The 25,032-nt window shown below is 38.5% G+C and carries 27 protein-coding genes and 1 pseudogene; 13 read left to right on the forward strand and 15 right to left on the reverse strand.

Translation table 11 applies throughout. The features are described from left to right. The 7 genes from KGF34_RS01455 (at window position 1) to KGF34_RS01485 (ending at window position 6,432) form a co-directional block, all read left to right on the forward strand. Window positions 1-567, forward strand: coding sequence for a hypothetical protein (locus KGF34_RS01455; RefSeq protein ID WP_252559595.1), 567 nt, complete (start codon window positions 1-3; stop codon window positions 565-567). 14 nt (window positions 568-581) lie between these two features. Further along, on the forward strand, window positions 582-2,681 hold the full coding sequence (locus KGF34_RS01460; protein ID WP_252559596.1) for an SH3 domain-containing protein: 2,100 nt from the start codon (window positions 582-584) through the stop codon (window positions 2,679-2,681). Window positions 2,682-2,724: 43 nt separating this feature from the next. Continuing rightward, a complete protein-coding gene (gene proC, locus KGF34_RS01465; RefSeq protein ID WP_252559597.1) occupies window positions 2,725-3,525 on the forward strand; it encodes a pyrroline-5-carboxylate reductase in 801 nt (266 codons plus the stop codon). A gap of 82 nt (window positions 3,526-3,607) precedes the next feature. Beyond that, window positions 3,608-4,282 carry a stage II sporulation protein M gene (locus KGF34_RS01470; protein ID WP_186934935.1) on the forward strand — a complete coding sequence of 225 codons (675 nt, stop codon included), beginning with the start codon at window positions 3,608-3,610 and terminating at the stop codon, window positions 4,280-4,282. 17 nt (window positions 4,283-4,299) lie between these two features. Then, window positions 4,300-5,307 (forward strand): DUF624 domain-containing protein, encoded by a 1,008-nt coding sequence (locus KGF34_RS01475; protein WP_252559598.1) that lies wholly within the window; start codon window positions 4,300-4,302, stop codon window positions 5,305-5,307. Continuing rightward, window positions 5,288-5,941 (forward strand): hypothetical protein, encoded by a 654-nt coding sequence (locus KGF34_RS01480; protein ID WP_252559599.1) that lies wholly within the window; start codon window positions 5,288-5,290, stop codon window positions 5,939-5,941. The genes KGF34_RS01475 and KGF34_RS01480 overlap by 20 nt, the downstream gene beginning before the upstream one ends. Next, window positions 5,941-6,432, forward strand: a complete 492-nt coding sequence (locus KGF34_RS01485; RefSeq protein WP_249376323.1) for a lipocalin family protein — start codon at window positions 5,941-5,943, stop codon at window positions 6,430-6,432. Before KGF34_RS01480 ends, KGF34_RS01485 begins: the two co-directional genes overlap by 1 nt. A 67-nt stretch (window positions 6,433-6,499) precedes the next feature. Here KGF34_RS01485 and KGF34_RS01490 read toward each other — a convergent pair. From KGF34_RS01490 to KGF34_RS01500, 3 genes and pseudogenes are all read right to left on the reverse strand, one after another. After that, window positions 6,500-6,592: pseudogene (locus tag KGF34_RS01490) on the reverse strand (manganese catalase family protein); the annotation flags it as partial. Beyond that, window positions 6,592-6,846, reverse strand: coding sequence for a spore coat protein CotJB (locus KGF34_RS01495; RefSeq protein WP_186934931.1), 255 nt, complete (start codon window positions 6,844-6,846; stop codon window positions 6,592-6,594). The gene KGF34_RS01495 and the pseudogene KGF34_RS01490, both read right to left, overlap by 1 nt. Beyond that, window positions 6,839-7,042: a spore coat associated protein CotJA gene (locus tag KGF34_RS01500; protein WP_252559600.1), complete on the reverse strand. Its 204-nt coding sequence runs from the start codon at window positions 7,040-7,042 to the stop codon at window positions 6,839-6,841. The genes KGF34_RS01495 and KGF34_RS01500 overlap by 8 nt, the downstream gene beginning before the upstream one ends. Before the next feature lie 167 nt (window positions 7,043-7,209). Here KGF34_RS01500 and KGF34_RS01505 point away from each other — a divergent pair, with 167 nt between their 5' ends. The 5 genes from KGF34_RS01505 (at window position 7,210) to KGF34_RS01525 (ending at window position 12,004) form a co-directional block, all read left to right on the forward strand. Then, the gene (locus tag KGF34_RS01505; protein WP_252559601.1) at window positions 7,210-7,746 is read left to right on the forward strand and encodes a histidine phosphatase family protein; all 537 of its coding nucleotides are present in this window, start codon (window positions 7,210-7,212) and stop codon (window positions 7,744-7,746) included. Window positions 7,747-7,765: 19 nt separating this feature from the next. Then, the gene (locus KGF34_RS01510) at window positions 7,766-9,112 is read left to right on the forward strand and encodes an MATE family efflux transporter (protein WP_252559602.1); all 1,347 of its coding nucleotides are present in this window, start codon (window positions 7,766-7,768) and stop codon (window positions 9,110-9,112) included. A gap of 100 nt (window positions 9,113-9,212) precedes the next feature. Next, a complete protein-coding gene (gene scfA, locus KGF34_RS01515) occupies window positions 9,213-9,365 on the forward strand; it encodes a six-cysteine ranthipeptide SCIFF (protein ID WP_022234662.1) in 153 nt (50 codons plus the stop codon). 99 nt (window positions 9,366-9,464) lie between these two features. Next, window positions 9,465-10,838 (forward strand): thioether cross-link-forming SCIFF peptide maturase, encoded by a 1,374-nt coding sequence (gene scfB, locus KGF34_RS01520; protein WP_252559603.1) that lies wholly within the window; start codon window positions 9,465-9,467, stop codon window positions 10,836-10,838. 59 nt (window positions 10,839-10,897) lie between these two features. Further along, window positions 10,898-12,004, forward strand: coding sequence for an SLC13 family permease (locus tag KGF34_RS01525; RefSeq protein ID WP_252559604.1), 1,107 nt, complete (start codon window positions 10,898-10,900; stop codon window positions 12,002-12,004). Between the two features lie 554 nt (window positions 12,005-12,558). On the opposite strand, the gene KGF34_RS01530 is transcribed toward KGF34_RS01525, so the two are convergent. The 11 genes from KGF34_RS01530 to KGF34_RS01580 are packed head-to-tail and all read right to left on the reverse strand — an operon-like array spanning window position 12,559 to window position 22,930. After that, window positions 12,559-13,221: a V-type ATP synthase subunit D gene (locus tag KGF34_RS01530; protein ID WP_252559605.1), complete on the reverse strand. Its 663-nt coding sequence runs from the start codon at window positions 13,219-13,221 to the stop codon at window positions 12,559-12,561. Between the two features lie 26 nt (window positions 13,222-13,247). Next, on the reverse strand, window positions 13,248-14,624 hold the full coding sequence (locus KGF34_RS01535) for a V-type ATP synthase subunit B (RefSeq protein ID WP_022234483.1): 1,377 nt from the start codon (window positions 14,622-14,624) through the stop codon (window positions 13,248-13,250). A 14-nt stretch (window positions 14,625-14,638) separates the two neighbouring features. Further along, the gene (locus KGF34_RS01540; RefSeq protein ID WP_022234484.1) at window positions 14,639-16,390 is read right to left on the reverse strand and encodes a V-type ATP synthase subunit A; all 1,752 of its coding nucleotides are present in this window, start codon (window positions 16,388-16,390) and stop codon (window positions 14,639-14,641) included. A gap of 41 nt (window positions 16,391-16,431) precedes the next feature. Further along, on the reverse strand, window positions 16,432-17,028 hold the full coding sequence (locus KGF34_RS01545; protein WP_252559606.1) for a FliH/SctL family protein: 597 nt from the start codon (window positions 17,026-17,028) through the stop codon (window positions 16,432-16,434). 21 nt (window positions 17,029-17,049) lie between these two features. Beyond that, complete coding sequence (locus KGF34_RS01550; RefSeq protein WP_022234486.1) at window positions 17,050-17,358, reverse strand: V-type ATP synthase subunit F; 309 nt, start codon at window positions 17,356-17,358, stop codon at window positions 17,050-17,052. Between the two features lie 27 nt (window positions 17,359-17,385). Further along, window positions 17,386-17,823, reverse strand: coding sequence for an ATP synthase subunit C (locus tag KGF34_RS01555; protein ID WP_022234487.1), 438 nt, complete (start codon window positions 17,821-17,823; stop codon window positions 17,386-17,388). A gap of 56 nt (window positions 17,824-17,879) precedes the next feature. Further along, window positions 17,880-19,823 (reverse strand): V-type ATPase 116kDa subunit family protein, encoded by a 1,944-nt coding sequence (locus tag KGF34_RS01560; RefSeq protein WP_252559607.1) that lies wholly within the window; start codon window positions 19,821-19,823, stop codon window positions 17,880-17,882. A gap of 33 nt (window positions 19,824-19,856) precedes the next feature. Then, on the reverse strand, window positions 19,857-20,891 hold the full coding sequence (locus KGF34_RS01565) for a V-type ATPase subunit (protein WP_186934924.1): 1,035 nt from the start codon (window positions 20,889-20,891) through the stop codon (window positions 19,857-19,859). Window positions 20,892-20,936: 45 nt separating this feature from the next. Next, window positions 20,937-21,245: a hypothetical protein gene (locus KGF34_RS01570; protein WP_022234490.1), complete on the reverse strand. Its 309-nt coding sequence runs from the start codon at window positions 21,243-21,245 to the stop codon at window positions 20,937-20,939. Window positions 21,246-21,262: 17 nt separating this feature from the next. Then, window positions 21,263-22,624, reverse strand: a complete 1,362-nt coding sequence (locus tag KGF34_RS01575) for a PFL family protein (protein WP_252559608.1) — start codon at window positions 22,622-22,624, stop codon at window positions 21,263-21,265. 36 nt (window positions 22,625-22,660) lie between these two features. Next, window positions 22,661-22,930: an ACT domain-containing protein gene (locus tag KGF34_RS01580; RefSeq protein ID WP_195410495.1), complete on the reverse strand. Its 270-nt coding sequence runs from the start codon at window positions 22,928-22,930 to the stop codon at window positions 22,661-22,663. Between the two features lie 175 nt (window positions 22,931-23,105). Here KGF34_RS01580 and KGF34_RS01585 point away from each other — a divergent pair, with 175 nt between their 5' ends. Further along, window positions 23,106-23,930 (forward strand): histidinol-phosphatase HisJ family protein, encoded by an 825-nt coding sequence (locus KGF34_RS01585; protein WP_252559609.1) that lies wholly within the window; start codon window positions 23,106-23,108, stop codon window positions 23,928-23,930. A 225-nt stretch (window positions 23,931-24,155) separates the two neighbouring features. Here KGF34_RS01585 and galU read toward each other — a convergent pair whose 3' ends face one another. After that, window positions 24,156-25,028, reverse strand: a complete 873-nt coding sequence (gene galU, locus KGF34_RS01590) for a UTP--glucose-1-phosphate uridylyltransferase GalU (RefSeq protein WP_022234494.1) — start codon at window positions 25,026-25,028, stop codon at window positions 24,156-24,158. Window positions 25,029-25,032: the final 4 nt, after the last annotated feature.

Genomic DNA, 25,032 nt, shown 5'->3' on the forward strand with positions numbered 1-25,032 from the left:
ATGAAAAAGTCATCTTCAAGTACGTTAAAAACAACCTTTAAAGTTACAATTTCGGGTGTGTTGTCGGCACTTTCGCTTGTCTTTATGATGCTCACATCATTAGTGCCGCTTGGTACTTTTGCCTTTCCTTGTATGGCAGGAATTGTGCTTATGGTGATTGTAGTCGAAGCAGGTCATAAGTGGGCGTGGGGCGCATTTATATGTGTTTCACTGCTTTCGCTTTTCCTTGCGGGCGACAAGGAAGCTGTTGTATATTACATTATGTTTTTCGGTTATTATCCGATAATTAAAGGTGCAATAGAGGGAAAAATAAAAACAAGAGCCGTACAGCTTGTGCTTAAATATGCGGTATTCAATGCAGCGGTAATAGGAGCATTTTTTATAGCGGCTTTTTTACTTGCCGTGCCTGCAGAGGAATACACTATAGGCGGAATGTATGTACCGTGGATTTTCTTGCTTGCAGGAAATATATTCTTTACAATTTATGACTTGGCGGCAACAAAACTCGTTACATATTATATAGTTGTACTCAGAAACAAGCTTATAAAACCAAAATACAGAAAATGACAGAGGGTAGTATCATGAGAAAAGTAAGCGCAAAAAAATTAATAGTCCCGATTCTTGCCGCCGTATTGTTGCTTTTTTCACTTCCCGTAAATGCGGCTGAACTTTCACAGACAGAGCAGGCTGTGAGCGCAAGTGTGACGGCAGGAGCGTCAGGTTATGTAAATGGTGACGGAGTAAATCTTCGTTCGGGAGCGGGTACAAGCTACAGTGTTGTGACTGTTATGGAATACAAAACAGAATTTACCTTTGATGACGGAACTCTGTACAACGGCGAGTGGTACAAAATCACTCTTTCGGACGGTACAAAGGGATATATTTACTATGAATATGCTGCCGCAAAAGAGGTTACAGATACTCTCGGAACGGGTTACATAAATGCAAGTGATGTAAATATGAGATCGGGTGCGGGTACAGATTATTCTGTTATTACTACTCTTGATTACGGTACAAAAATTACCGCCGTTTCAAAAAGCGGTAATTGGTATTACATTGAACTTAGCAGCGGTACAAGGGGATATGTTTATGCGGATTATGTAACGCTTAATGCCGATGAACCGCAAAAGTCGGGACTTTCAAAGACAAGTCTTAGTATGTACAAAGGAAACTACAGCACTTTGTATGTAAACGGCGCAAAAGGTAATGTAAACTTTACTTCATCAAATTCTAATATTGTATCTGTAACTTCGGACGGACTTTTATATGCAAAAGCTGCGGGTTCGGCAGTTATTACCGCAAGATATGACGGAATATCAGAGAGTTGCTATGTAACGGTTACAAGCGGAAGTTATGTAGGTATTTCCGATTCTGCGGTTCAAATAAATAAAGATAAATCTGTTTTTCTTACCACAGATTCATATGTAGATTGGAAAACTTCAAATTCAAATGTAGCTACAGTCAGCGACGGTGTTGTATATGCCAAGAGCGAGGGTACTGCCGTAATTTCGGCAGAAACAAGCTACGGTGCAGGTACCTGTATTGTAACTGTAGAAAAAACTGCGCCTGTTCGTTTCGTATATGCCACACCTAATTCGGCGCCTCTTAACAGCCTTGTTACTTTGAATGCTATAACCGATAATACAAAGCGTGGTTTGTATTTTACGATATCCAATGAAAAAGAAAGCTATACGCTTCACGCCGATTCAATAGAGAAAGACGGCGACAATATTATTTGGTCTGCAAAAACTGTGCTTGATACTTCGGGTACATGGAACTATACAGCGTATTCGCTCGCAGAGGACGAAAACTATTACAGAACTGTCGAAGATGATGCAGAGGGCGAAGTTTTTGTTACAACTTCAACCGATACTACAACTGCGGTTCTCGGTGAACGCCGTGCAAGCGATGAAATAATCTCTCTTATCGCAAATTATGAGGGATTTTTGCCTACGGTAACACCTGACTATATTACGGGTGACGCAACATTAGGTTATGGCAAGGTTGTGTGGTCCGGCGAACAATTTTACAATAATCTTTCAAAAACCGAGGCATATGCTTATCTTTGCCAAACCGTAAACAGTGGCGGATATACTTCTCGAGTTAATAAGTTTATGATTTCAAATAATGTAAAGTGTAACCAACAGCAGTTCGATGCACTTGTGTGCTTTACATATAATGTAGGAGCATATGCGCTTGACAATGACAGCGATTTGTCGGACACTTTACTTAATACAGCATATCAGCCTGCATTAAAACCGTCTGCAAATGCTCAAGGCTATGTAAGCGGTGACAGCGTAAATTTGAGAAGCGGAGCGTCAACATCTTATTCTGTTGTATCCCTTATGTCTTACGGTACAACCTTTACTTTCGTTGACGGCAGTCTTTATAATGATAATTGGTATAAAATTAAATTGAGTGACGGCACGGTGGGATATATTTATTCCGACTATGCCTCTGTAATGTCAGCAAGCAGAAGTCTTGATAATGTAAGTCAGTCTGCATATGCTAAGAATTTCTTTGCATATCACCATGCGGCAGGCGATTGCTATGAGGGACTTTTATACAGAAGAGTTGATGAGGCTGAAATATTCTTTTACGGTGATTACATAAGGGACGGTTACGAAAACAAGTACGGTTTCAGTTATACTTGCGCCCGTAACCCGAGCTTTGGATTGTGATAAATATTTAATTGGTATTACTTATTTGAAAGGGAGTATTATAATGAAGAAAATCGGTTTTATTGGTGCAGGAAATATGGCAACTGCAATTATCGGCAGTCTTATGGGACAGAATGACGGCAAGGCTGATTTTATTAATGTTTTTGACCTTGACAAGGAAAAATGTGATATTATGAGCAAAAAAGGCATTAATATTAAAAAATCCGCCGCTGATGTTATGCTTGAAAGCGACATTACCGTTCTCGCTGTTAAGCCGCAGAATTATCCCGAAGTGCTTGAGGCATTAAAGTCACAGGTAACAGCTGACAAAGTTTTTGTTTCAATTGCGGCAGGTATTTCTATTGCATATGTGCAGAATCTTCTTGATTGTAAATGCCCTGTAGTAAGAGTTATGCCGAATACTCCGCTTTTGCTCGGCAAGGGTGCGTCTGCACTTTGCCCGTCAGATAATATCTCTGAAGAAGACAAACAGATTGTTTATAATATGTTTGCGGGCAGCGGTGTTTGTGAATATATTGCAGAAGAGCATATGAACGAGATTATATCTGTAAACGGAAGCAGCCCGGCATATATTTATCTCTTTGCAAAAGCAATGGCAGATTATGCTCAAGAATGCGGCATTGATTATGACAAGGCAATGAATCTTATTTGTGCAACTCTTGAGGGTTCGGCTAAAATGCTTAAAGAGAGCGGCGACAGTGTTGATACACTCATTGAAAAAGTAAGTTCAAAGGGCGGTACTACCATTGCTGCTCTTGATGCAATGAAAGACCTCGGCTTTTATGATGCCGTTAAAAAAGGTATGGCTGCCTGCACAAAGAGGGCAGAAGAGCTCGGTAAGTAGTAATTACATTAATAGATAATTAGCATACAAGCAAAATATTCCGCATATTTTTATTAAGGATAATTATATGGAGGAATGTTTTGTGAAAGGCTTTATATTTTCGATAAAAGAAAAAACAGATTTAATCAGAACAGGCAGATTTTCTCTGACAACACAAGATATAAAATATTACATAAAGAGATACGGAATTTATATATTGTTTATTTCAATGTTGATTGTCGGACTTGCCTGCGGAACTGTGTATGCAATGTCTGCCGACAAGGAAATGCTTGCTTCTCTTGATTTTTTGTTTTTTACAAATCTTGACGCACGGCTTTCACAAAATGTAATTAACACATTTTGTGCCTGCTTTGCATCTGATTTTATATTTTTGTTCGCAGTATTTTTACTCGGATTAACCCCTTGGGGAATCCCCGTACTGCCTTTTATTGTGTTTTTAAAGGGCTTCGGTACGGGAATTACTGCCGGATATTTGTTTTCGGTTCATTCGTTAAAAGGTATAGTTTTTTATCTTTTTGTACTGTTGCCCGGAACATTTTTATTTTGTCTGGCACTTATTTTATTTTCTTCCGCCGCTTTTACCGCATCGGGAAATATGTTTTGGCAGATTATAGCGGATAAAAAAATGGGCGGATCTTCGCACAGGTATATATCGGACTTTCTTTCAAGGGGAGTGAGTTGCCTTATACTCGCTTTTCTTTCTGCCGTGCTTGACGCTGCATTATGGGGAGTTTTTGCGGGGAATTTTAATTTTTAACCTATGGAGGTCGAACAATGGCAGGGAAAAAAGCAAAGTTCGCTTTGACTGATTTTTTCAACAACCTATTTAATAATTTCGGTAAAATAGTTTTTACAAACCTATTGTTTGCCGTACCGCTTGCGGTGTTGGTTACGGCTTTTTATTTTCTTGACAGTGCATTAAAACTTAACGGATATTTTATTCTTATGCTTTCGATTATTCCGCTTTCACCTTTTTTTGCAGGCGTAACCCTTGTTACCTCAAGACTTGCAAGAGGAAAAGAAAATGTGGATGTTTTCAAAACATTTATTGAGGGCATAAAAAACAATTGGAAAAGATTTTTAATTCACGGTGTAATTACATACTTTGCGGTTATATTCAGTTATTTTTCAATAAGGCTGTACAGCGCATTAATTTCACAGCCGAATGCAGACTCGTTTTTCCTTGTAATGCTCTATGTTTGCCTGATAATTTCAATTATTATTGCAGTTGCATTTCTTTTTATTTTCTTTTATGTACCGTCAATGACAGTTACATTTGATTTGTCACTTAAAAATATTTATAAAAACAGTGCGCTTATGTCATTCGGTGAGTTAAAGCATAATATTATTGCAACATTCGGTCTTTTTATAATTGTGCTTTTTTGCGCTACAATTCTTATTTTTGTAGGCAATACAGACAGCAGTATTGCGCTTATAATTACAACCGCAATTCTTATGTTTGTACTTGTGCCTGCGCTTGCTTCTTATGTTATAAATGCCTCGGTTTATCCCGGAATGTATAACCTTATGACAGAAAAAGAAAAACGCTCTAAAAAAATTGATAAGAAAATGGACAACAGAAGAAAAGGTCAGTTTATTGACGAGGAAGATGAGGAAAACAATATAGCCGAGGAATTTCTTGACCTTGATGTCGAAGAGAATAAAGACGGCGATGAATATATTTTCTATAACGGAAAAATGGTTAAGCGAAGTGTAATTATTAAGATGAAAAAGGAAAGAGAGAAAGCAGAGGGGAAATCTGATGAAAGCAAAACACGCTGAAAAACGACCTAAAATAACAATAAGTCTGTGGCTTTTTATTGCTATAATTGCGTTTTTGGTGCTTTTGATTATCGGTATTACTTTTTATTCGGTACAGCGAGAACTTAATTCCGATAATAAAAACAATAACACAACGATTGCTGCAACAGAACAGATGACGGCAGCAGAAACCACACAGGCTGTTACAGAAGAAACAACCGAGCAGTCGATACAGAAAACTACAGAGGAAAGCACTGAAAAGGAAGAAGCTGCTGTTGAGCCGACCACACAGGCAATTGTAGTAAGCGGTGCAGAGAGTGCGGACAAAAATCTGAATTTTGACGCAGAGATGTATCCGTATAAGGCTTTTGACAATGTAGGCAAGCGTGATGCATCTGTAAAAGAAGTTTTCGGCTCGGTATATGGCGGAGAGGGAATTACCTTTGATAAAAACGGACTCTTTTCCGATAATATAACCCAGTCGGAGTATAACTATGGTGCATATACCGTAACTGACGGCGTAATTAATATGACATACTCAAATGACAAAAATAAATCTGCGGAAATTATCTCGTACAAAGGCAATGTTCCAAGCGAAATAAAGATTGATTATGTCGGATATGATGTTTATTTTAAAATTGGAAGTGCAAATTAATGAGCAAAAGCAAAAAGAATAAAAAAAGAAACAAAGTAAATCATACCGATAATAAAAATAAATTTAACCGTAAAAAGGCAATTACAGTCACTGTTGTTCTGCTTGTAATTGTCGTAGCGGTAGTAGCTTTGATTTTTACAATGCATAATAAAGCGAATGATATTGTCGGTACAGATTGGGTATCATCGAGTGCTGTAAATGCAAGCGGCGATGAAGTGGAAATGGCAGAGGTTTATAATACAAACTATACTTCGTATCAAGGCTCGCTTTCATTTAAGGATGACGGTACTTTTTCGCTTTGGCTCACACCCGGCACATCAGAGGACGGTACGCACTCTGGAAAGTATACTGTAAACGGCGATACAATTACCGCCGCTTTTGATGACGGAGAAACTACAACAAGTTTTTATATTCACCGTAACGGTGATAAAATTGAATCAATTTCATTGAATTATGAAGATTACGAAGTTTATTTCACTTTAAATAATTAATATCAAAGCAACAGGCTGTCGCACTTTTATAGCGGACAGCCTGTTTTTTATATGTTTTGGAGTATGCACCACCGTACTGCGTAATAATGATTTTAGCAAGTTTTGCATTGGTTTGTTTGATGTTTACGGGATACTGCAATTTTTTTTCATATACAAACATTACAAATCCTCCTCGTTATCCCACGGCCAAGGATTTTTAACCCACTGCCATTTATTAGCTGTATTTGCCTCTTTGCGTAAAGGTCCGTATTTTTCTTCGTATTCTTCAATCAAGGGCAAAAGTTTTTCTTTACATTCTTTTATCTGCGAGAGTACCTGTTGGTCGTATGGGTGAGTGTCAAGAAAAATCTGTAAATCAAGGATTGAGAATTGATATGTTGATATTTTCTTTAAAAGAATTTCTCTCTCAGTCATTTTTTACACCACCGCATTTATTACCGTAAAAAGGCTTGTTCAATTCCGGAAAAACTGTGCCTGCGTCAAGCGCCTGAACAGGGGAGTAGGTTTTTGGATTACTTTCCTGAAATGGAACATATGCCATTGCCGGAGGTGTTTTTTCAGGAAATTTTGATGTTGCGTATATTGAAATTACTGTATTGATAATGTCCACATAAATTTCTCCTTTCCGAGCTTGTTTACTCAATAACATATTATGCACTTGTATAAAATTAGTACCAAACTGCTTTTACGGGAATACTTTTTATGCCAAAAACTTGAATTGTCAGTGAAATTTTGATAAAGTATATAGGGAAGTTTTGTGTACGAAAGGATGATTTTATGAGCTGTGTTTATTTTGTAAGACACGGTGAAACCGTATGGAATGTTGAAAATAAAATTTGCGGTTCTACGGATATTGACTTAACGCAAAAGGGTCATGAACAGGCTATAGAAACAGGTAAAAGAATTTTAAACAATAACATAAAGGCAGACAAAATCCTTTATTCTCCGCTTATCAGAGCTAAAAAAACGGCAATGCATATTTCAGAAATAACAGGCATTCCTGCTTTTGAAGAGCCAAGACTTACAGAACAGAATTTCGGAAAATTTGAGGGAACTCCAAGAAACGGTGATGAGTTCAGAATTGCCAAAGGTGAGTTTGTTTGCAGATATGACGGCGGCGAATCTATGTTGCACCTTGCGCAAAGAATTTATAATCTGCTTGATGATGTAAAAGCGAGCGGTGAAACCTGTATTCTTGTTGCACACAACGGAATATCAAGGGTGATTAATTCATATTTCTATGAAATGACTAACACTGAATATGCAAATTTCGGAGTTAAGAACTGTGCTGTTTTAAAATATGAATTTGAATGATTTGTGGAGGCAAATTTAATTGGATAGGGTAAAGAAAAAAGAATTGGATTTCGGCAATGATAAAATATTCAGTATATTGTTAAGACTTGCACCGCCTGTTATGCTTGCCCAACTTATACAGGCATTGTACAATATAATAGACAGCTTTTTTATAGGTAATTATTCAGAATCGGGACTTACGGCGCTGTCAATAATTTATCCGATACAGTTGTTGATGATTGCGCTTGCGGTCGGTACGGGCGTTGGTATAAATACTCTCATGGCGCATTTTCTCGGTGTTGACAACAAGGAAAAAAGTGATGAAACCGCAGGCGTAGGAAATTTCCTTGCGTTTGCAATGTGGTTTGTTTTTGCTCTTATATGTTGGTTTATAATGCCGTTTTATGCACAAATATCGACAAATTCGCAGGAAATTATAGATGAAGTAATTGTGTACGGCAGAATAGTTTGTGTATATAGCTTTGGTTTGTTTTTTGAAAGCATTTGGACAAAAGTTATGCAGGCGACGGGAAATATGAAAATACCTATGATTGCTCAAATTGCGGGTGCTTTTGTTAATATTGCTCTTGACCCATTGTTAATTTTCGGTATCGGATTTTTCCCCGAATTGGGCATTGCAGGTGCAGCTATCGCTACAGTAGTAGGACAGATTGCGGCGGCTTTAATTGTAATGAAAAAAGGCTGCAAAAGATCGCCGAAAATATCCAAATACAAAGAATACATAAAGAGAATTTACCACTTAGGTTTTCCGAATATTCTTATGCAGTCTGCATACACATTGTATATATTCGGATTAAATCTAATATTAAAGGGATTTTCCGATCAGGCAGTCACCGCTTTGGGTTTATATTATAAATGGCAGACAATATTTTTTATTCCTCTCGGTGCAATGCAGACCTGTATAGTGCCTGTTATCAGTTTTAATTACAGTGCAGGAAACAGAGAAAGATGCGGAAAAACTCTAAAAGATTCGGTTATACTTGGAATGGTACTTATGCTTATCGGTGTACTGTGCTTTGAAATAATGCCCGATGTACTTATGGGTACATTCTCAAAGGACAGCGAGGTAATCAGAATAGGCTCATATGCGTTAAGGGTAATTGCCGTTTCTTTTATACCAATGGTTACATCACTGATTTTTCCTGTATTTTTTCAGGCAATCGGTTCGGCTTTTAAAAGCTCCACACTTACAATTCTGAGAACAATTGTGCTTTTTGTACCGCTTGGTTGGGTGCTTGCACATTTTGGACTTGAAAGTTTTTGGTTTACATTCCCGATAACCGAAGTTATTACAACCGCAGTAGGTTTTATTATGTACAGTAAAAGCAGATTTGGCAGAAGGTTAAGTAACGGATATACGATATAATGCTTACAAATTATACAAATTGCCCTGTAATGTTATTGACAAATTTCGCATAATGTGGTATTATAATAAAAATATAATCTTACAAGGAGTATGATTTTCTATGAAAAGAATTAAGACTATTGAAACTCGTGACCTTAAGAAGAGCGTTAAAACAGGCGGTTGCGGTGAGTGTCAGACATCTTGTCAGTCAGCTTGCAAAACATCTTGCGGCGTTGCTAACCAGCAGTGTGAGAAGTGCCTCAGCGAGAAATAATTTAGCTGTGCAAATTTTGCATTAAAAAGGATTTTCAGCCGTTTCACCTTTTGGAGAACGGCTTTCCTTTTGTCTATAAAAAGGATTTGGAGAAAATATATGATACACCAGTATAAGTTAAACGGATATAACATAGTGCTTGATGTTTTCAGCGGCAGTGTTCACTGCGTAGATGACCTTGCGTATGATGTTATTGAAATGTACGAAAATTCCGATAAAGAAAATATTATCAAGGCTATGCTTGAAAAGTACAAAGATATCCCCGAAATAACAGCAGAAGAAATTTCGGATTGCTATGATGATGTTACAGAATTAAAGGATAACGGCAAGCTCTTTACTGCTGATAAATATGAGGACCTTGCATTTGATTTTAAAAAGAGAAACACTGTTATTAAGGCTTTGTGCCTACATATTGCTCATACCTGTAATCTTAATTGCGAATACTGCTTTGCAAGTCAGGGTAAGTACCACGGTGACAGAGCTTTAATGAGTTTTGAAGTAGGCAAGAGAGCTATTGATTTTCTTATTGAAAATTCAGGCAGCAGAGTAAACCTTGAAGTTGACTTTTTCGGCGGCGAACCGCTTATGAATTTTGATGTAGTAAAGCAGATTGTCGCTTACGCAAGAAGTATTGAAAAGGAAAAGAACAAGAATTTCCGTTTTACTCTCACAACAAACGGTATGCTTGTTGATGATGATGTAATTGAATTTGCAAATAAAGAATGTCATAATGTTGTACTTAGCCTTGACGGCAGAAAAGAAGTACATGACCACCTTAGAAAAACCGTAAGCGGCAAGGGCAGTTACGATATTATTGTGCCAAAGTTCCAGGAATTTGTTAAAAAGCGTGGTAACAAAGGTTATTATGTGCGTGGTACTTATACACATAACAATACTGATTTTACAAATGATATTTTCCATATGGCAGACCTTGGCTTTACAGAGCTTTCTATGGAGCCTGTTGTTTGCTCGCCAGATGATCCGTATGCGCTTACATATGATGATTTACCTGTTCTTTTTGAGCAGTACGAAATTCTTGCAAAGGAAATGCTTAAGCGTGAAAAAGAGGGCAGACCGCTCACTTTCTATCACTATATGATTGACCTTACAGGCGGCCCGTGCATTTATAAGAGAATTTCGGGTTGCGGTTCGGGTACAGAGTATATGGCAGTTACACCGTGGGGTGAGTTATATCCTTGTCATCAGTTCGTAGGCGACCCTAAATATAGTCTTGGAAACATTTATGAAGGTGTTACAAATACTGCTATTCAGGACGAGTTTAAACTTTGCAATGCGTACGCAAGACCGAATTGTAAAGATTGTTGGGCAAAACTTTATTGCAGCGGCGGCTGTGCTGCAAACGCGTACCATGCTACAGGCTCAATTACAGGCATATATGAGTATGGCTGTGAGCTTTTCAAAAAGCGTATGGAATGTGCAATTATGATGAAAGTTGCCGAAGCAGAGCTTTAATACAATAAATTCAGCGGTATGGGTTTTCTCATACCGCTTTTTGGTGAGTGATTTTATAAATGAGTAAAATATTTACTTTTTTAAAAAAAGAGATTGTGCTTACTGTATCGTTCGTGCTTGCGCTGAGTTCAATGTTCTTTGTGCCGCCGAGTGAAAAATATTTTGATTATATAGATTTCCGCACGCTTGGACTTTTGTTTTCTCTGATGACAGTAATGGTTGGGTTTAACAAAATGGGTGTATTCAAAGTGATTGCTGAATATCTGCTTAATAAAGTCAATACAATGCGAGGTGTTACGCTGTCGCTTGTACTGTTATGCTTTTTCAGTTCCATGATAATTACAAATGATGTTGCATTGATAACATTTGTGCCGTTTACAATAGTGCTGTTAAAACTTGCGGACAAGCAAAGCCGAGCGATATATGTTGTAACGCTTGAAACAATAGCCGCCAATCTTGGCAGTATGCTGACTCCGATAGGCAATCCGCAAAATTTGTACTTGTTTTCGGCTTATAATATGAATATATCTGATTTCTTTAAGACGATTTTGCCGTATGCCTTGATTTCTCTTGTTATGCTTGTATGTTGTTCACTATTTTCAGGTAAATCTCCAATTGTATATAATGAAAATAGGGAAGAATTAAATTTTGATAAAAGACTTATAGCAATGTATATTGCATTGTTTGCAATTGCTCTATTAAGTGTTTTTCGAGTATTAAACTATCTTATACTCCTTGCTGTTGTAATTGCTTTTGTACTTATATTTGACCGCAAGGTGCTTTTAAAGGTAGATTACAGTTTGCTGTTTACTTTCATATTTCTTTTTGTATTCATAGGTAATCTCGGTAATATAAGTCAAATTAACGGTTGGCTTTCGAGTGTAGTTAATGGCAATGAAGTGCCGGTTGGAGTGCTTGCAAGTCAGGTATTTTCAAATGTGCCTGCCACAATTTTACTTTCAGGTTTTACAAATAATGCTACAGATTTAATGATTGGTGTAAATATCGGAGGCCTTGGTACATTGATAGCATCAATGGCAAGTCTTATATCGTTTAAATTTATTCAGAAAGAAAATGTAAGTATCGCAAAATACTTTGGATTATTTACTTTATTTAATGTTTTGTTTTTGGCGGCAAATATAATATTATGGCTTGTGATTAAATGATTTTTGCGTTCTGTTTTTTATGTTTGATAACATTAAAAATTGTGGTTTAGCGGAGTGTCGGTCGGGCATTGAAATTTAGCTAACGCTAAACTATCCTCCCAAAAGCAAAAAAGTTTACTCAATTTTTTCAAAAATTGCGGGTATGGGCAGCGCCCATAAAAATCTTCCGATATAACAATTTATCAGGCGCAAACAGCCACGCTGTTTGCGTGCTTGCACCGAGTTTGAAAAAACAGGCGACAGCCTTTTATAAAAGAAATGATTAACTTTTCATTATATATCGAATGGCTTTCTTGTTGCTATCGCAACTTTTAAAGGCTAACGCCGTTGTGTTCAAGCCGCCAAACAGCGATCTGTTTGGCTATCGTCAGATTGCGTAAACGGAAAGTATTTGTGGGCTTTGCCCACACCCACGACCTTTGAAAAGGTCGACCAAACTTTTATAATTGATTTTCCAATTTATTCCGCTAAACCATAATTTATTCAACTATTGATAAAAATTTTCCCTTAAAATAGCAAAATCCCACTCTGATTTTTTTCAGAGTGGGATTTTTTTAAGCATTTTCTGCTTGTGTTTGTTTTTCTTTTTCAGCCTGTGCTCTTTTTAGTTTTGTTCTCTTAATAACCTTAAGACGGCTGAATTCTTCTCTTTCCTTTTCATCAAGAGCATCGGAAATAAACTTTACGGTTTCTTCAAATTTAGGAATCATAATGTTCTTAAGAGCGTTGGCCCTCTTCTGTGTTTTCTTGATTGAAACCGCAAGACGGTAAACACTGTTTTCTATCTCGGCAAGCTCTGCGGTAAGATACTTAACTTCGGTGAATTTCTCGTAAGTTTTATCAATACCTGAGTTTGTAAGTCGCAGTCCGTAGTGCAGGTAGGTTTGAGGTTTTTTCTCGCCAATGGTGAGAATCGGAATTTCAACACCCATTACACTTCTTGAATCAAGTTTTAATGAGTCTTCTTCAGGAATCGTGTTTGAAAGGTCATCGCAAAAGCCGTTTGTAACATTGGCAGTCTGAAGTGCTATGTAAGCTTCTTCATATGCATTGTCGATCTTCTCCTGAATTGCATTGGCGTGGTCGATAAGCGTCATCATTTCTCTTATAAGAATATTACGCTTACGGTCAAGCAGTTCATAGCCGTTTTTGGCAAGAGCAAGCGACTTTTTGGTGTTCATCAGATTACCTTTTGTAGGTACAGCCTGTACAGCCATAGATGCTCAGCACTCCTTTCTGACGGTTATTTCTCAACATAATACTTGTCAAGAATCTGATCGTCAACACGGTCAAGTTCTGATTTCGGAAGTGTAGAAAGTAATTCCCAACCGAGGTCAAGGCTCTGTTCAATACTTCTGTTTTCGTTGAATCCCTGATTAACAAACTTTGATTCAAACAGTCTGCCGAATTCAATATATTTCTTGTCGATAGGGGAGAGTTCTTCCTCACCGATAACAGATGCAAGTGAACGAGCGTCAATTACCTTTGCATATGATGCAAAGAGCTGGTTTGCAAGTGCCTGATGATCTGCTCTTGTGTAACCCTCACCGATACCGTCCTTCATAAGACGGGAAAGTGAAGGAAGAACGCTTACAGGCGGATAAAGACCTTGTCCCTGTAATGAACGGTCAAGTACGATCTGACCCTCTGTGATGTAACCTGTAAGGTCAGGAATCGGGTGAGTAATATCATCGTTAGGCATTGTAAGAATAGGAATCTGTGTAACAGAACCGTTCTTGCCTTTAATCATACCTGCACGCTCATAAAGTGATGCAAGGTCTGAATAAAGATAGCCCGGGTAACCTTTTCTTGCAGGAATTTCACCCTTTGATGATGAGAACTCACGAAGAGCCTCGGCATATGAGGTCATATCTGTCATAATAACAAGAACATGCATCTCAAGCTCAAATGCAAGGTACTCGGCAATAGTAAGAGCACATCTTGGAGTAAGTGTTCTTTCGATAATCGGGTCATTCGAAAGGTTTAAGAGCATTACAACTCTTGAAAGTACGCCGCTTTCTTCAAAACTCTTTCTGAAGTATTCGGCAACATCTTTCTGAACACCCATTGCTGCGAATACTACGCAGAAGTTATTAGCATTCGCACCGCTGATTTTTGCCTGACGAACAATCTGTACTGCAAGGTCGTTGTGCTTCATACCTGTACCTGAAAAGATAGGAAGTTTTTGACCTCTGATAAGTGTCATAAGTGTATCAATGGTAGAAATACCTGTGTTGATGTAGTTCTTAGGATAAATTCTTGAAACAGGGTTGATAGGTGTGCCGTTAATGTTAGCACGCTTTACAGGGAAAATATCTCCGAGTCCGTCAATAGGTCTGCCTGCACCGTCAAGTACACGACCGATAATTTCAGGAGAAAGAGGCATTTCCATTGGGTGACCTGTAAGTCTTGTTCTTGTATTTGTAAGGCTGATTCTTCTTGTGCCCTCAAATACCTGAACAACAATCTTTTCGCCCTCAATCTGTACGACACGGCCCTGTCTTACTGTGCCGTTATCAAGGCGGATATCAACAATTTCCTCGTTGGAAACGCCTTTTACTCCGTCAAGAACTATGAGTGAGCCGTTAATTTCTTTAACGCCGACATAATCTATAATCATTGTGCGTTTCCTCCTTACATAATTGAGTCAAGCTTTTCATCAATTTCCTTGATATATTCATCAAAGAGTTCAGGCTTGCTGTTAGGAATATCATATTTCATCTTTGTAAGTTTATCGAACAAACCAAGCTCAATAACCTTTGAAATAGGAATTTCCTTGGTAACAACCTTCTTAGCCTTATCGTAAAGGTGAAGAATTGTTTTCATCATAAGTTTCTGCTTTTCAAGCGGAACATAAGTATCATCAGCGTGGAAAGCATTTTGCTGTAAGAAACCTACACGAACTACTCTTGCAGCTTCAATGACAAGTTTCTGGTCATCAGGAAGTACATCGGAACCGATAAGTTTTACGATTTCCATAAGCGAGCTTTCTTCCTGAAGAAGTGCGCTGATTCTGTTACGATACTCAATAAAGTCTTTACCGAGGTTTTCTTCAAACCAAGGGTCAAGGTCGTTAAAGTATTCGCTGTAGCTGTTCATCCAGTTAATAGCAGGATAATGTCTTGAATAAGCAAGCGACTTATCAAGTGCCCAGAAACAACGGGTAAATCTTTTTGTGTTCTGTGTAACAGGCTCGGAGAAGTCTGAACCCTGCGGAGAAACCGCACCGATAAGTGTTACAGAACCCTCACCGCCTGAAAGAACTTCCGCACGGCCGCCACGCTCATAGAACTCGGCAAGTCGTGAAGGCAAGTAAGCCGGGAAACCTTCCTCGGCAGGCATTTCCTCAAGTCGGCCCGAAATCTCACGAAGAGCCTCGGCCCAACGAGAAGTTGAGTCAGCCATCATAGCAACATGGTAACCCATATCTCTGTAATATTCGCCAAGTGTGATACCTGTGTAAATTGATGCCTCACGGGCTGCAACAGGCATATTTGATGTGTTGGCAATAAGAACGGTTCTGTCTGTCATAGGACGCTGTGACTTAGGATCGATAAGTTCAGAGAATTCTTCGAGTACCTGGCTCATCTCGTTACCACGCTCACCGCAGCCTACATAAATAATAATATCAGCGTCGCACCATTTTGCAAGCTGGTGCTGTGTCATAGTTTTACCTGTACCGAAGCCGCCCGGTATAGCGGCTGTACCGCCCTTAGCAATAGGGAAGAGAGAGTCAATAACTCTCTGACCTGTAATAAGCGGAATTGAAGATGCAAGTCTGTCCTTTACAGGACGAGCGGTTCTGATAGGCCATTTCTGGCAAAGTGTAAGGTTGTGCTCAACACCGTTATCATCTTTAATAACAACAATTGTGTCAAAAAGCTTGTATTGACCGTCAGGCATAACCTTGGTAACAACGCCTGAAAGTTCAGGGTGAACCATAAGTCTGTGTTCAATGATTGGTGTTTCGGGAAGTGTAGCGTAAATCTGACCACCCTCGAGTTTGTCGCCAACCTTTACTTTCATTGTAACATTCCAGAGCTTTTTGTCATCAAGAGAAGAAACAGATGCACCTCTGTCAATGAAAGCGCCTGCCTGTTCCTCAATAGCCTTAAGAGGACGCTCAATTCCGTCAAAAATATTATCAATAATTCCCGGTCCGAGAAGTACATTCATAGGTGCGCCTGTACCTGTAACAACATCTCCCGGTTTAAGACCGGTTGTTTCTTCATATACCTGAATTGTGGTAAAATCAGAAGTTATACCGATTACTTCACCGACAAGGTTCTGTTCACCTACATGAACCATTTCCATCATTTCAAAGCAATCAGCATCTTTTACGGTAACAACAGGTCCGTTAATTCCATAAATAACATTATTTTCCATTTGTATTACCATCTTCTTTCGGATAAAATCAAGAAGGTCAATTAGTTAAGAACGCTCAGACCTGAGTTCTCAATAAACCATTCTCTCTGTGCAGCGAGCTTTGTGTCGAGTGTTTCATCGGCAACAATTCTCATTGATTTGCAGTAGCCTTTAAGACCGCCGATTTTGATTGAGTTGTCTTTAACAAGTTCCGCCATTCCGTGGAATGCGGCAAGGATTTCTGTTGAATACTTCATATCCTTTTCATTTATATAAACAACACAACGGTTATCGTCAAAAAGTTCTGCAATCTGTCTTGCACTGTCAACAAGTTTTAATTTATATTCTTTGGTTTCTGTGTATTTAATAAGCTTTTGTGCAGCCATTTCAAATACTTCGTCAGTCATTTTTGCTCTTTCTCTAAAGAGTTTTTTCTGACTTTCCTGAACAAGTCTGGCAAGTTTGCTTGTTTCTACATACTTTTTAGCTTCAAGCTGCTGCTGTATGTAGTGTTCGCTGTCACGCTTGCCGTTTTCTTCGGCTTTTTTGAGTTTTTCTTCCTTTAAAAGCTCAACTTCAGTATTGGCAATAGACTTTTGTTCTTCGGTGTATCTTTGTATGGCTTGCAAAAAGTTATCGGTTTTTGTGGTATTTTCCATATTAATAACCTCTCAGCTCATTCAGAGTTTTACGCCAATAGCGTCCTGAACATATTTTGTGATACTGTCTTTGGTGCGTCCGTTGCCATGACGGTCGGGAATTTCTACAATCAAAGGCTTTTTGCGGTTGAGCTTTAAGTCATAGATAAGGTCAGGGCAGAGAGAAACAAGAGTTTCTGTCATAAGAATAACAGCCACATCTTCTCTCTCCATAGCCTTAGTAAGCTCTCGTGTAACCTCTTGTTCCGTATGAACAACTACACCGTCAATACCTGCAAAACGCATACCCATTTTAGTATCAACATTATCGCTTATAAGAAAAAATTTCATTTTCCGTCATATCCTTTATTTCTTCAATTAGCTGAAGAGAATCAAGATTGAGATAAGCATACCGTAAAGGGCAACACCTTCACCGAGAGCAACGAAGATGATTGCTTTACCAAATGCCTTTGGATCTTCACTTGTTGCGCCGATAGCTGCAGGAGCTGCGTTACCTACGGCAATACCACCGCCGATACATGAAAGACCAACTGCGATAGCTGCGCCGATATATGCAAAGCTCTTAGATGACTGCTGAGCAACCTGTACTGCCTCTGAAACTGTATTTGCATCTGCTGCACCTGCTACGATTGGGCAAAGAAGGCAAATTGCAAATACTGCTGCGAATGAAGCAATCTGCATTAAAACTGTTTTCTTTCTGTTATGACCTTTTTCGTAAGCCTTTACAGCTACAACTACTGATGCTACAAGAAATACAACAGGGAGTGCCAACATAACTAAATTTAAGATGCTCATAATGATTTACCTCCAAAAATAAATAAACAATAAAATATATAATTAAGTTTTTCAACTTAACTGTTTTGTGTAAGTTTTAGCTTGACAGGTTCGTATGGTCTGCCTTCGCCTGAATAGAAACGGCTGAAAAGCTCATAGTATTCAAGTCTTAATACCTGAATTGCTACGAGGAGAGCCTCAAGTACCATTACTATAACATTACCTACTACAACAATTGGCCAGTAGGCAATAGGACCTGCGGTTTCGGCAAGAACAAATACAACCATCATCATACCTGCGTGAACAAGAACGAATGCGCCTACACGCAAGAAACTCATTGTGTTTGTTACATAGCTTAAAAGAACTTCAATTGATTCAAAAATATTTTCAACAATGTAGTCCTTCCAGCTTTCCGGTTTCCAGTCAGGTTCTTTGTTTACCAATCCGCCAAGCGGCTCGGCAAAGAAAATTAAGATAAACGGAATTACAATCAGGAATATAATGTACGGAGCGCTGAATACGGGAAGTCCGAACAAAAGCTGACCTGCAATACCGAATACTATTGCGCTGTAGAAAATTATACCTGCTACACCGCTCGTGCTGAACAATGCTCTGCCATAATCCTTTTGACGGATTGATGTGTAGACATTGAGGAACATTGCGGTAATTAAAAGGAATACGCCAATGCCTATGGCTATAAGAATAATCTTTGTTGCCATTTCGGAGCTCATTACCTCAATAGGCTTTTCTTCAAGTCCGAAGAGAGCTTTGTACATGGGGTCGAGCAAATGCTCAAATCCGAACACACTGCCGAATACAAGTCCGAAGAATGCGGATGAAATACCGCACGGTGCAAGTATTTTACCAATTGCCATCTTTTTGATTTTATACATCAATATACCTACAACAGTAAGGCAGATACCCTGACCGACATCGGCAAACATAATACCGAATATAATAATGTAAGTTATTGCAACAAAAAGTGACGGGTCAATTTCATTGTATTTTGGCACGCCGTACATTGAAGTATAAAACTCAAACGGTCGTGCAAGGAAACAGTTTTTGAGTTTAACAGGCGGAGATTTTTTAATCTCGTTCTTTGCGTCTGAAAATTCAACTGTAACGCTTCTGTGTTTGCAAAGTCGTTTTTTAAGCTGTTTTGCAAACTCTGTCGGCACCCAGCCTACAATAATAAAGCTCTTGTTGTACTGCAAAGCTTTAGTTCTTATAGTTGAGTACAAAGAAAGTTCTTCAAGTTTTGACAAATATTTTAAAATTCTTTCTTTGTTAATGGAAAGATAATCGTCAATACGCTTTTCGGTATCTTTGTAAACATCCTCAAGGTGGGGAATAAGTGCCGTAAGTTTTTTCATATGCAGAGTTGGCGTTGAATTAACACCGATTATGTCGCATCTCTCAAAGAAAAGACTTGAAAAAACTCTGTCAATTTCTTCTGTCTTATCAGCTGGAGCAAGATAAACGCCCCAATAATAAGCTTTATCTTCTGTACACACCGAAAAATCAATATAAGGGTCATCCTTATAATTTTCCAGTTTTACATAGCTGTCCTTAGGAAGTCTTCCGAATCTTGCATTTACATATTTAAGCTCAAGCAGCTTTTCTATTTCAATGTCAAGTCCGACAAAGTGCTTTGTTTCGTCAAGATTTTGTTTTGCCTCAAGCAATTGCTCGGCGGCAAAATCTCTGTCTTCAACAAGCTCGTTTAGTTCATCGCAAATCTTATTGCAAAACAATTGAATATCCTGATATGTCGGATTAAAATTGCTTACATCGACAAGCGGGAACTGCCTTTTTGTAAGTCCTAATGAAGCCTTGAGGTTAGTGAGATGTTCGGCATAAATATTTTTGGTCTGAAGATGTGAAAAACCTTGGGTATTGTTGTAAAAAACAGACACATCATCGGGATGAAAAACTCCCGATTCTCCCAAAACGGTAATAACATCGTCAATCTCATCCATAAAGCCGATTATATTAACAGCTTGCATGGTTGATACAGCCAAATAAAATCACCTCTTTGTTAGTGGTACTGCTTACTAAACGATAAGCAGGGACTGTATTTTTTTAGAATCAAGTTTATATCGTGTACCTTCAATCAAGGTTATAATATTCATAAGCTCGGTTTCGGCAACGAACATATATGAAATCATCACAACAGAAGGATTGTTTGAGAAATACATATTCTTTCTTGCAAGTTTGTATTTTACTCTTGGGCTGATGTCACTTGCGTAAACATAACCTATTTGTTCAATCAACTTACCGGTGTGAGTTTCCTGCATTACGGAGAATACTTCTCCGGAGGATTCCGCACGGCACATTCTGTCGAGAGTTTTTTCACTGATGCTTGAGAAAGGGTAGAGCAGGTTGTTTTTTATTTGCTCCGGTGTAAGGTTATAATACTTTTTAAGACGAAGTACACGGGAGAAATTATTGTAATCGTTGATTACGGTAAAAAGCTCCATAAGCTCTTTTCTTTCAGTGCCTTTTGTTTTGCTCTTTATTACCTTTTTGAGGTTGGAGAAAACAAAAGTATAAAGATCATTTTCAATATCCGATATAGGCAAAAGATTGTTTTCGTCGGGCTTGTATTTTTCAAATATTTGAGAATACTTTGTATTGCTCAAAATGGTGAGAAATTCATCGTAATTTCTTGCAAGCGCAAGTTTCTGCAAATCAATCTCCGTATGTTTTGCAAAATATGTCGGATACTGATAAATAAACTTTTCAGTAGATGAAGTATTCAGCAAAGTGAGAAAGCGCATTATCTGTTCAATCTCGGTTCTGCTTATAACATAAGCTGAAAAGCCGGTGCTCATCTGGGAATCATATCTGCAAAGCGAGTCAAACTCATAGAAAAGATGTTGTCTTAAAAGAACCTCAAGTCTGCCACGGTGAACATCACGCTCATTTATATCACGCAATGCCTCCGCATAGTGCGTATATGACTTAAGATAAGACATTACTTCTGCAACACTGTTTGAGTTAAGCAAACTGTTGTAGTCCTTTTCGGTAAGTCTTTTACCAAACTTTGCTCTTGCCTTTGCAAGCACCGCAAACGAAGTGGAAGACACAGCTTTCGCACCTCCTTTAAAATAATATGCTTAATAAATGGATAGTTATCCGATAGTTCGTTTAGCAATTTCATCTGACCATTTGTCAGCATTTGCCTCGAAATCAGATTTAAGTTTAATTAAAACAGATTTATGCTTCTGACGAGTATCCTGCCACTGATGTCTGATGTCCTTGTCAATATAAGCACTCTGGCGCTCAATGGTTTCGTCAGCTTTTGACATATAGGAATCGTAGATTACCTTTGCCTGAGCGTCAATCTCTTTGGCAAGAGCTTCTTTGTTTTTTTGATTTTCTTCATCGAAGGCTTTTGCCTCAGCGTCTGCTTCAACAATCTGTTTAATCATATCCTTCAAAAAATCACCCCCTGAAATTAGTTCTTGAGAGCCTGAAGCGGTGCAGGAATTCTTCCTCCTCTGTTGATAAATTCAGCCGGTGAGCCTTTTCTTAGCGGCATTACAGGACCGTAGCCGAGAAGTCCGCCAAAGTTAAGTGTTTCGCCTGCTTTTTTACCAATAGCGGGAATAAGTCTTACAGCGGTTGTCTTAGTGTTTACCATACCGATAGCGGCCTCATCTGCAATAATAGCAGAGATAACCTCGGCACTTGTGTCACCCGGTACAATAATCATATCAAGGCCAACTGAGCAAACGGCTGTCATAGCCTCAAGCTTAGTTATGTCAAGATATCCGTTTTCAGCTGCATAAATCATACCTGCATCCTCAGACACCGGAATAAAAGCACCGCTAAGTCCGCCAACATGTGACGAAGCCATTACGCCGCCTTTCTTAACAGCATCGTTAAGAAGTGCAAGAGCAGCAGTTGTACCGTGACATCCGCATACTTCAAGTCCCATTTCTTCAAGAATATGTGCAACACTATCGCCGACAGCCGGTGTAGGTGCAAGTGAAAGGTCAACGATACCAAAAGGAACGCAAAGTCTTTTGCTTGCTTCTTTTGCTACAAGCTGACCCATTCTTGTGATTTTAAATGCGGTTTTCTTAACCATATCGGCGATTTCGGCAATATTTTTGCCTTTGCCGCCCTTAGCAAGAGCAGCTCTTACTACGCCCGGTCCCGAAACACCGACATTGATAACGGTATCAGCCTCGCCGACGCCGTGGAAAGCTCCTGCCATAAACGGGTTATCTTCAGGAGCGTTACAGAATACTACAAGCTTTGCAGCGCCGATGCAATCACGGTCTGCTGTAGCTTGAGCAGTCTGAACTACAGTTTTACCCATCATTTTAACTGCATCCATATTGATACCGGCTTTTGTTGAACCGATATTTACCGAAGAGCAAACAAAATCGGTAGTTGCAAGTGCTTCGGGGATACTCTCTATAAGCGCATAGTCACCGCTTGCGAAACCTTTTTGTACAAGAGCGGAATAACCGCCAATGAAGTTTACGCCGAGTTCTTTTGCGGCTTTGTCGAGTGCGTGAGCAAATTTTACTACCTTTTTACTCTGGCATGGTGCAGCTACCATTGCGATAGGGGTAACTGAAATTCTCTTATTTATAATAGGAATACCGTACTCCCTCTGGATATCCTCGCCTGTTTTTACGAGGTCTTTGGCAGAACGGCAGATTTTGTCGTATACCTTTGTGCAGGCTTTGTCAATATCGTCATCAATACAGTCTAAAAGTGAAATGCCCATTGTAATTGTTCTTACATCGAGATTTTCGTTATCAATCATATTGATAGTTTCAAGTATATCTTTTGTTTCGAGCATAGGTGTTTATCCTTTCAATCCATATTTAAGGGCAAATTAAATTCTGTGCATACTGTTGAATATATCTTCGTGCATTACATGAATCTTAGTTGCAGTAGCTTCTCCGACAGCGTCAAGGTCGGTTCTTAACTTTTCAAAATCAATTTTCTCTTCATTGAATTCAATAAGCATAACCATTGCAAACATATCCTGAAGAACACTCTGTGTTACCTCAACGATGTTTGCGTTGTCAGCAGCACAAGCAGCTGATACCTTTGCAAGTATTCCGACTGTGTCCTTACCGATTACTGTAATTATAGCTTTCATAAGTTACCTCCGTATTTGCAAGATTTTAATTTTATTCCTGCAAAAGAATTATAAAAGAATTATATGATTGTTTATTATCATTACCTTATTATATAACTAAAATCTAAGAAAGTAAAGCCTTATATTGCATAAATTTGGCGAATATGGTATTATTTATTACGGAGGCTTGATAACTATGATTTTATGTGATGTTCATACTCATTCAAACAATTCTTTTGACGCTGAAAATACAGTGGAAGAAATGTGTAAATCTGCCCTAAATAAGGGATTTTACGCAATAGCAATTACCGACCATTGCGAAGCACCTTTTATCAAGTTTGCCTATAACAAAGAATTCGGAGATTTTAACGAAAGAATACCTTTGTCATTTTTGCAAACCAAAAACGCACAGATAAAATATAGACAAAAACTCAAGGTTTTATGCGGAATAGAGCTCGGCGAGCCTATGCACGATCCGGAATGTACCGAAAAAGCGCTTTCTTTTGGCGATTTTGACTTTGTTTTAGCGTCTTTGCACAATTTAAAAGATATGGAAGATTTCTATTTTATCGACTTTAATAATTGTAATATTTCCGAAATTTTGAAATTATATTTTAATGAACTTGCAGAAACAGCGACCTTCAGTGACTTTGACAGCCTTGCTCATCTTACATATCCTTTAAGATATATTTTTGAAACAACAGGGGAATATCCCGACCTTACACCTTATCAAGATGTTATTGACGATATATACAGAACACTGATTTCAAACAAGAAAGCTCTTGAAATTAATACTTCGGGTTTATTCAAACCCATCGGCAGAACTTTGCCCGATGAATTTCAGCTAAAGCGCTATCGTGAACTCGGCGGAAAGCTTATCACTATCGGAAGTGATGCCCACACAAGCACTGCTGTCGGAAACGGAATAGATGAGGGAATAAGACTTGCACATAAGTGCGGATTTAAGTCGTATACTATCTTTGAAAAGCGCCGCCCGATTACTATACCGATAGAATTTTAATTAAACTATATCGTATATCTTAATAGATATTGTGTTGTTTATCATATTATAACGCAAGTTTAAAATAATTCAACCACTAATTTCGGTTACTGTATCTATTAATGTACAAAACTATAAATATTGTTTAATAAACCGAATAAAAACAAATAAAAAACAGACATTTCTCAAAAGTTGGAAATGTCTGTTTTGTGCTTTAGCTTAATTATATTATGTCAAGACAGCTTATTATAATGTCTTTGCAAGTTCTTTTATGTATTCTCTTAATTGGTCTTTAGTTTCGGGATGTTCAAGACCTACTTCGATTTGAGCCTGAAGAATACCAAATTTATTGCCCATATCGTATCTTCTGCCCTCAAATTCAACGGCTGTCATACCGTCTGTAACAGCGATTTCACGCATTGCGTCTGTAAGCTGAATTTCACCGCCTATGCCCGGCTGTGTTCTTTCAAGAATTTCAAAAATTTCTGACGGAAGAACACATCTGTCTATGATAGAGTAAAGTGAGAGAACTTCCTCCGGAGTTTGCGGTTTTTCTTTCATATCTGTGCATTTAAATACATTGTCGTAAATATGCTCAACTTTAAGTGAACCGTATTTATGAATGTCTTTTGCATCAACTTTTTTAACGCCGACAACACCTTTGCCAAACTCGCCGTAATGTTCAATAAGCTGACCTATGGCTGGTTTTTCGCCTACGATTGCGCCGTCGCCGAAAAGTACGGCGAAAGGTTCATTACCTACAAAAGACTTTGCTTTTAAAATAGCGTGGCCTAAACCCTTCATTTCTTTCTGACGAATGAAAGTGATATTTGCAAGATTTGAAATACCTCTTACTGTTTCAAGAAAATCAAGTTTGCCGCTTTTTTCAAGGATTGCCTCAAGTTCAGGGGATGCATCAAAATGGTCTTCGATAATGCCTTTACCTCTGTTTGTAACGATAAGAATATCTGTTATTCCGGCTGCAACTGCCTCTTCAACGATATACTGAATGGTCGGTTTGTCTACGATCGGGAGCATTTCCTTTGGCATTGATTTTGTCGCTGGAAGTACTCTTGTGCCGAGTCCTGCTGCAGGTATAACTGCTTTTGTAATTTTCATATTT

Source organism: Ruminococcus sp. FMBCY1, from assembly GCF_023921805.1.
Lineage (GTDB): Bacteria > Bacillota > Clostridia > Oscillospirales > Acutalibacteraceae > Ruminococcoides > Ruminococcoides intestinale_A.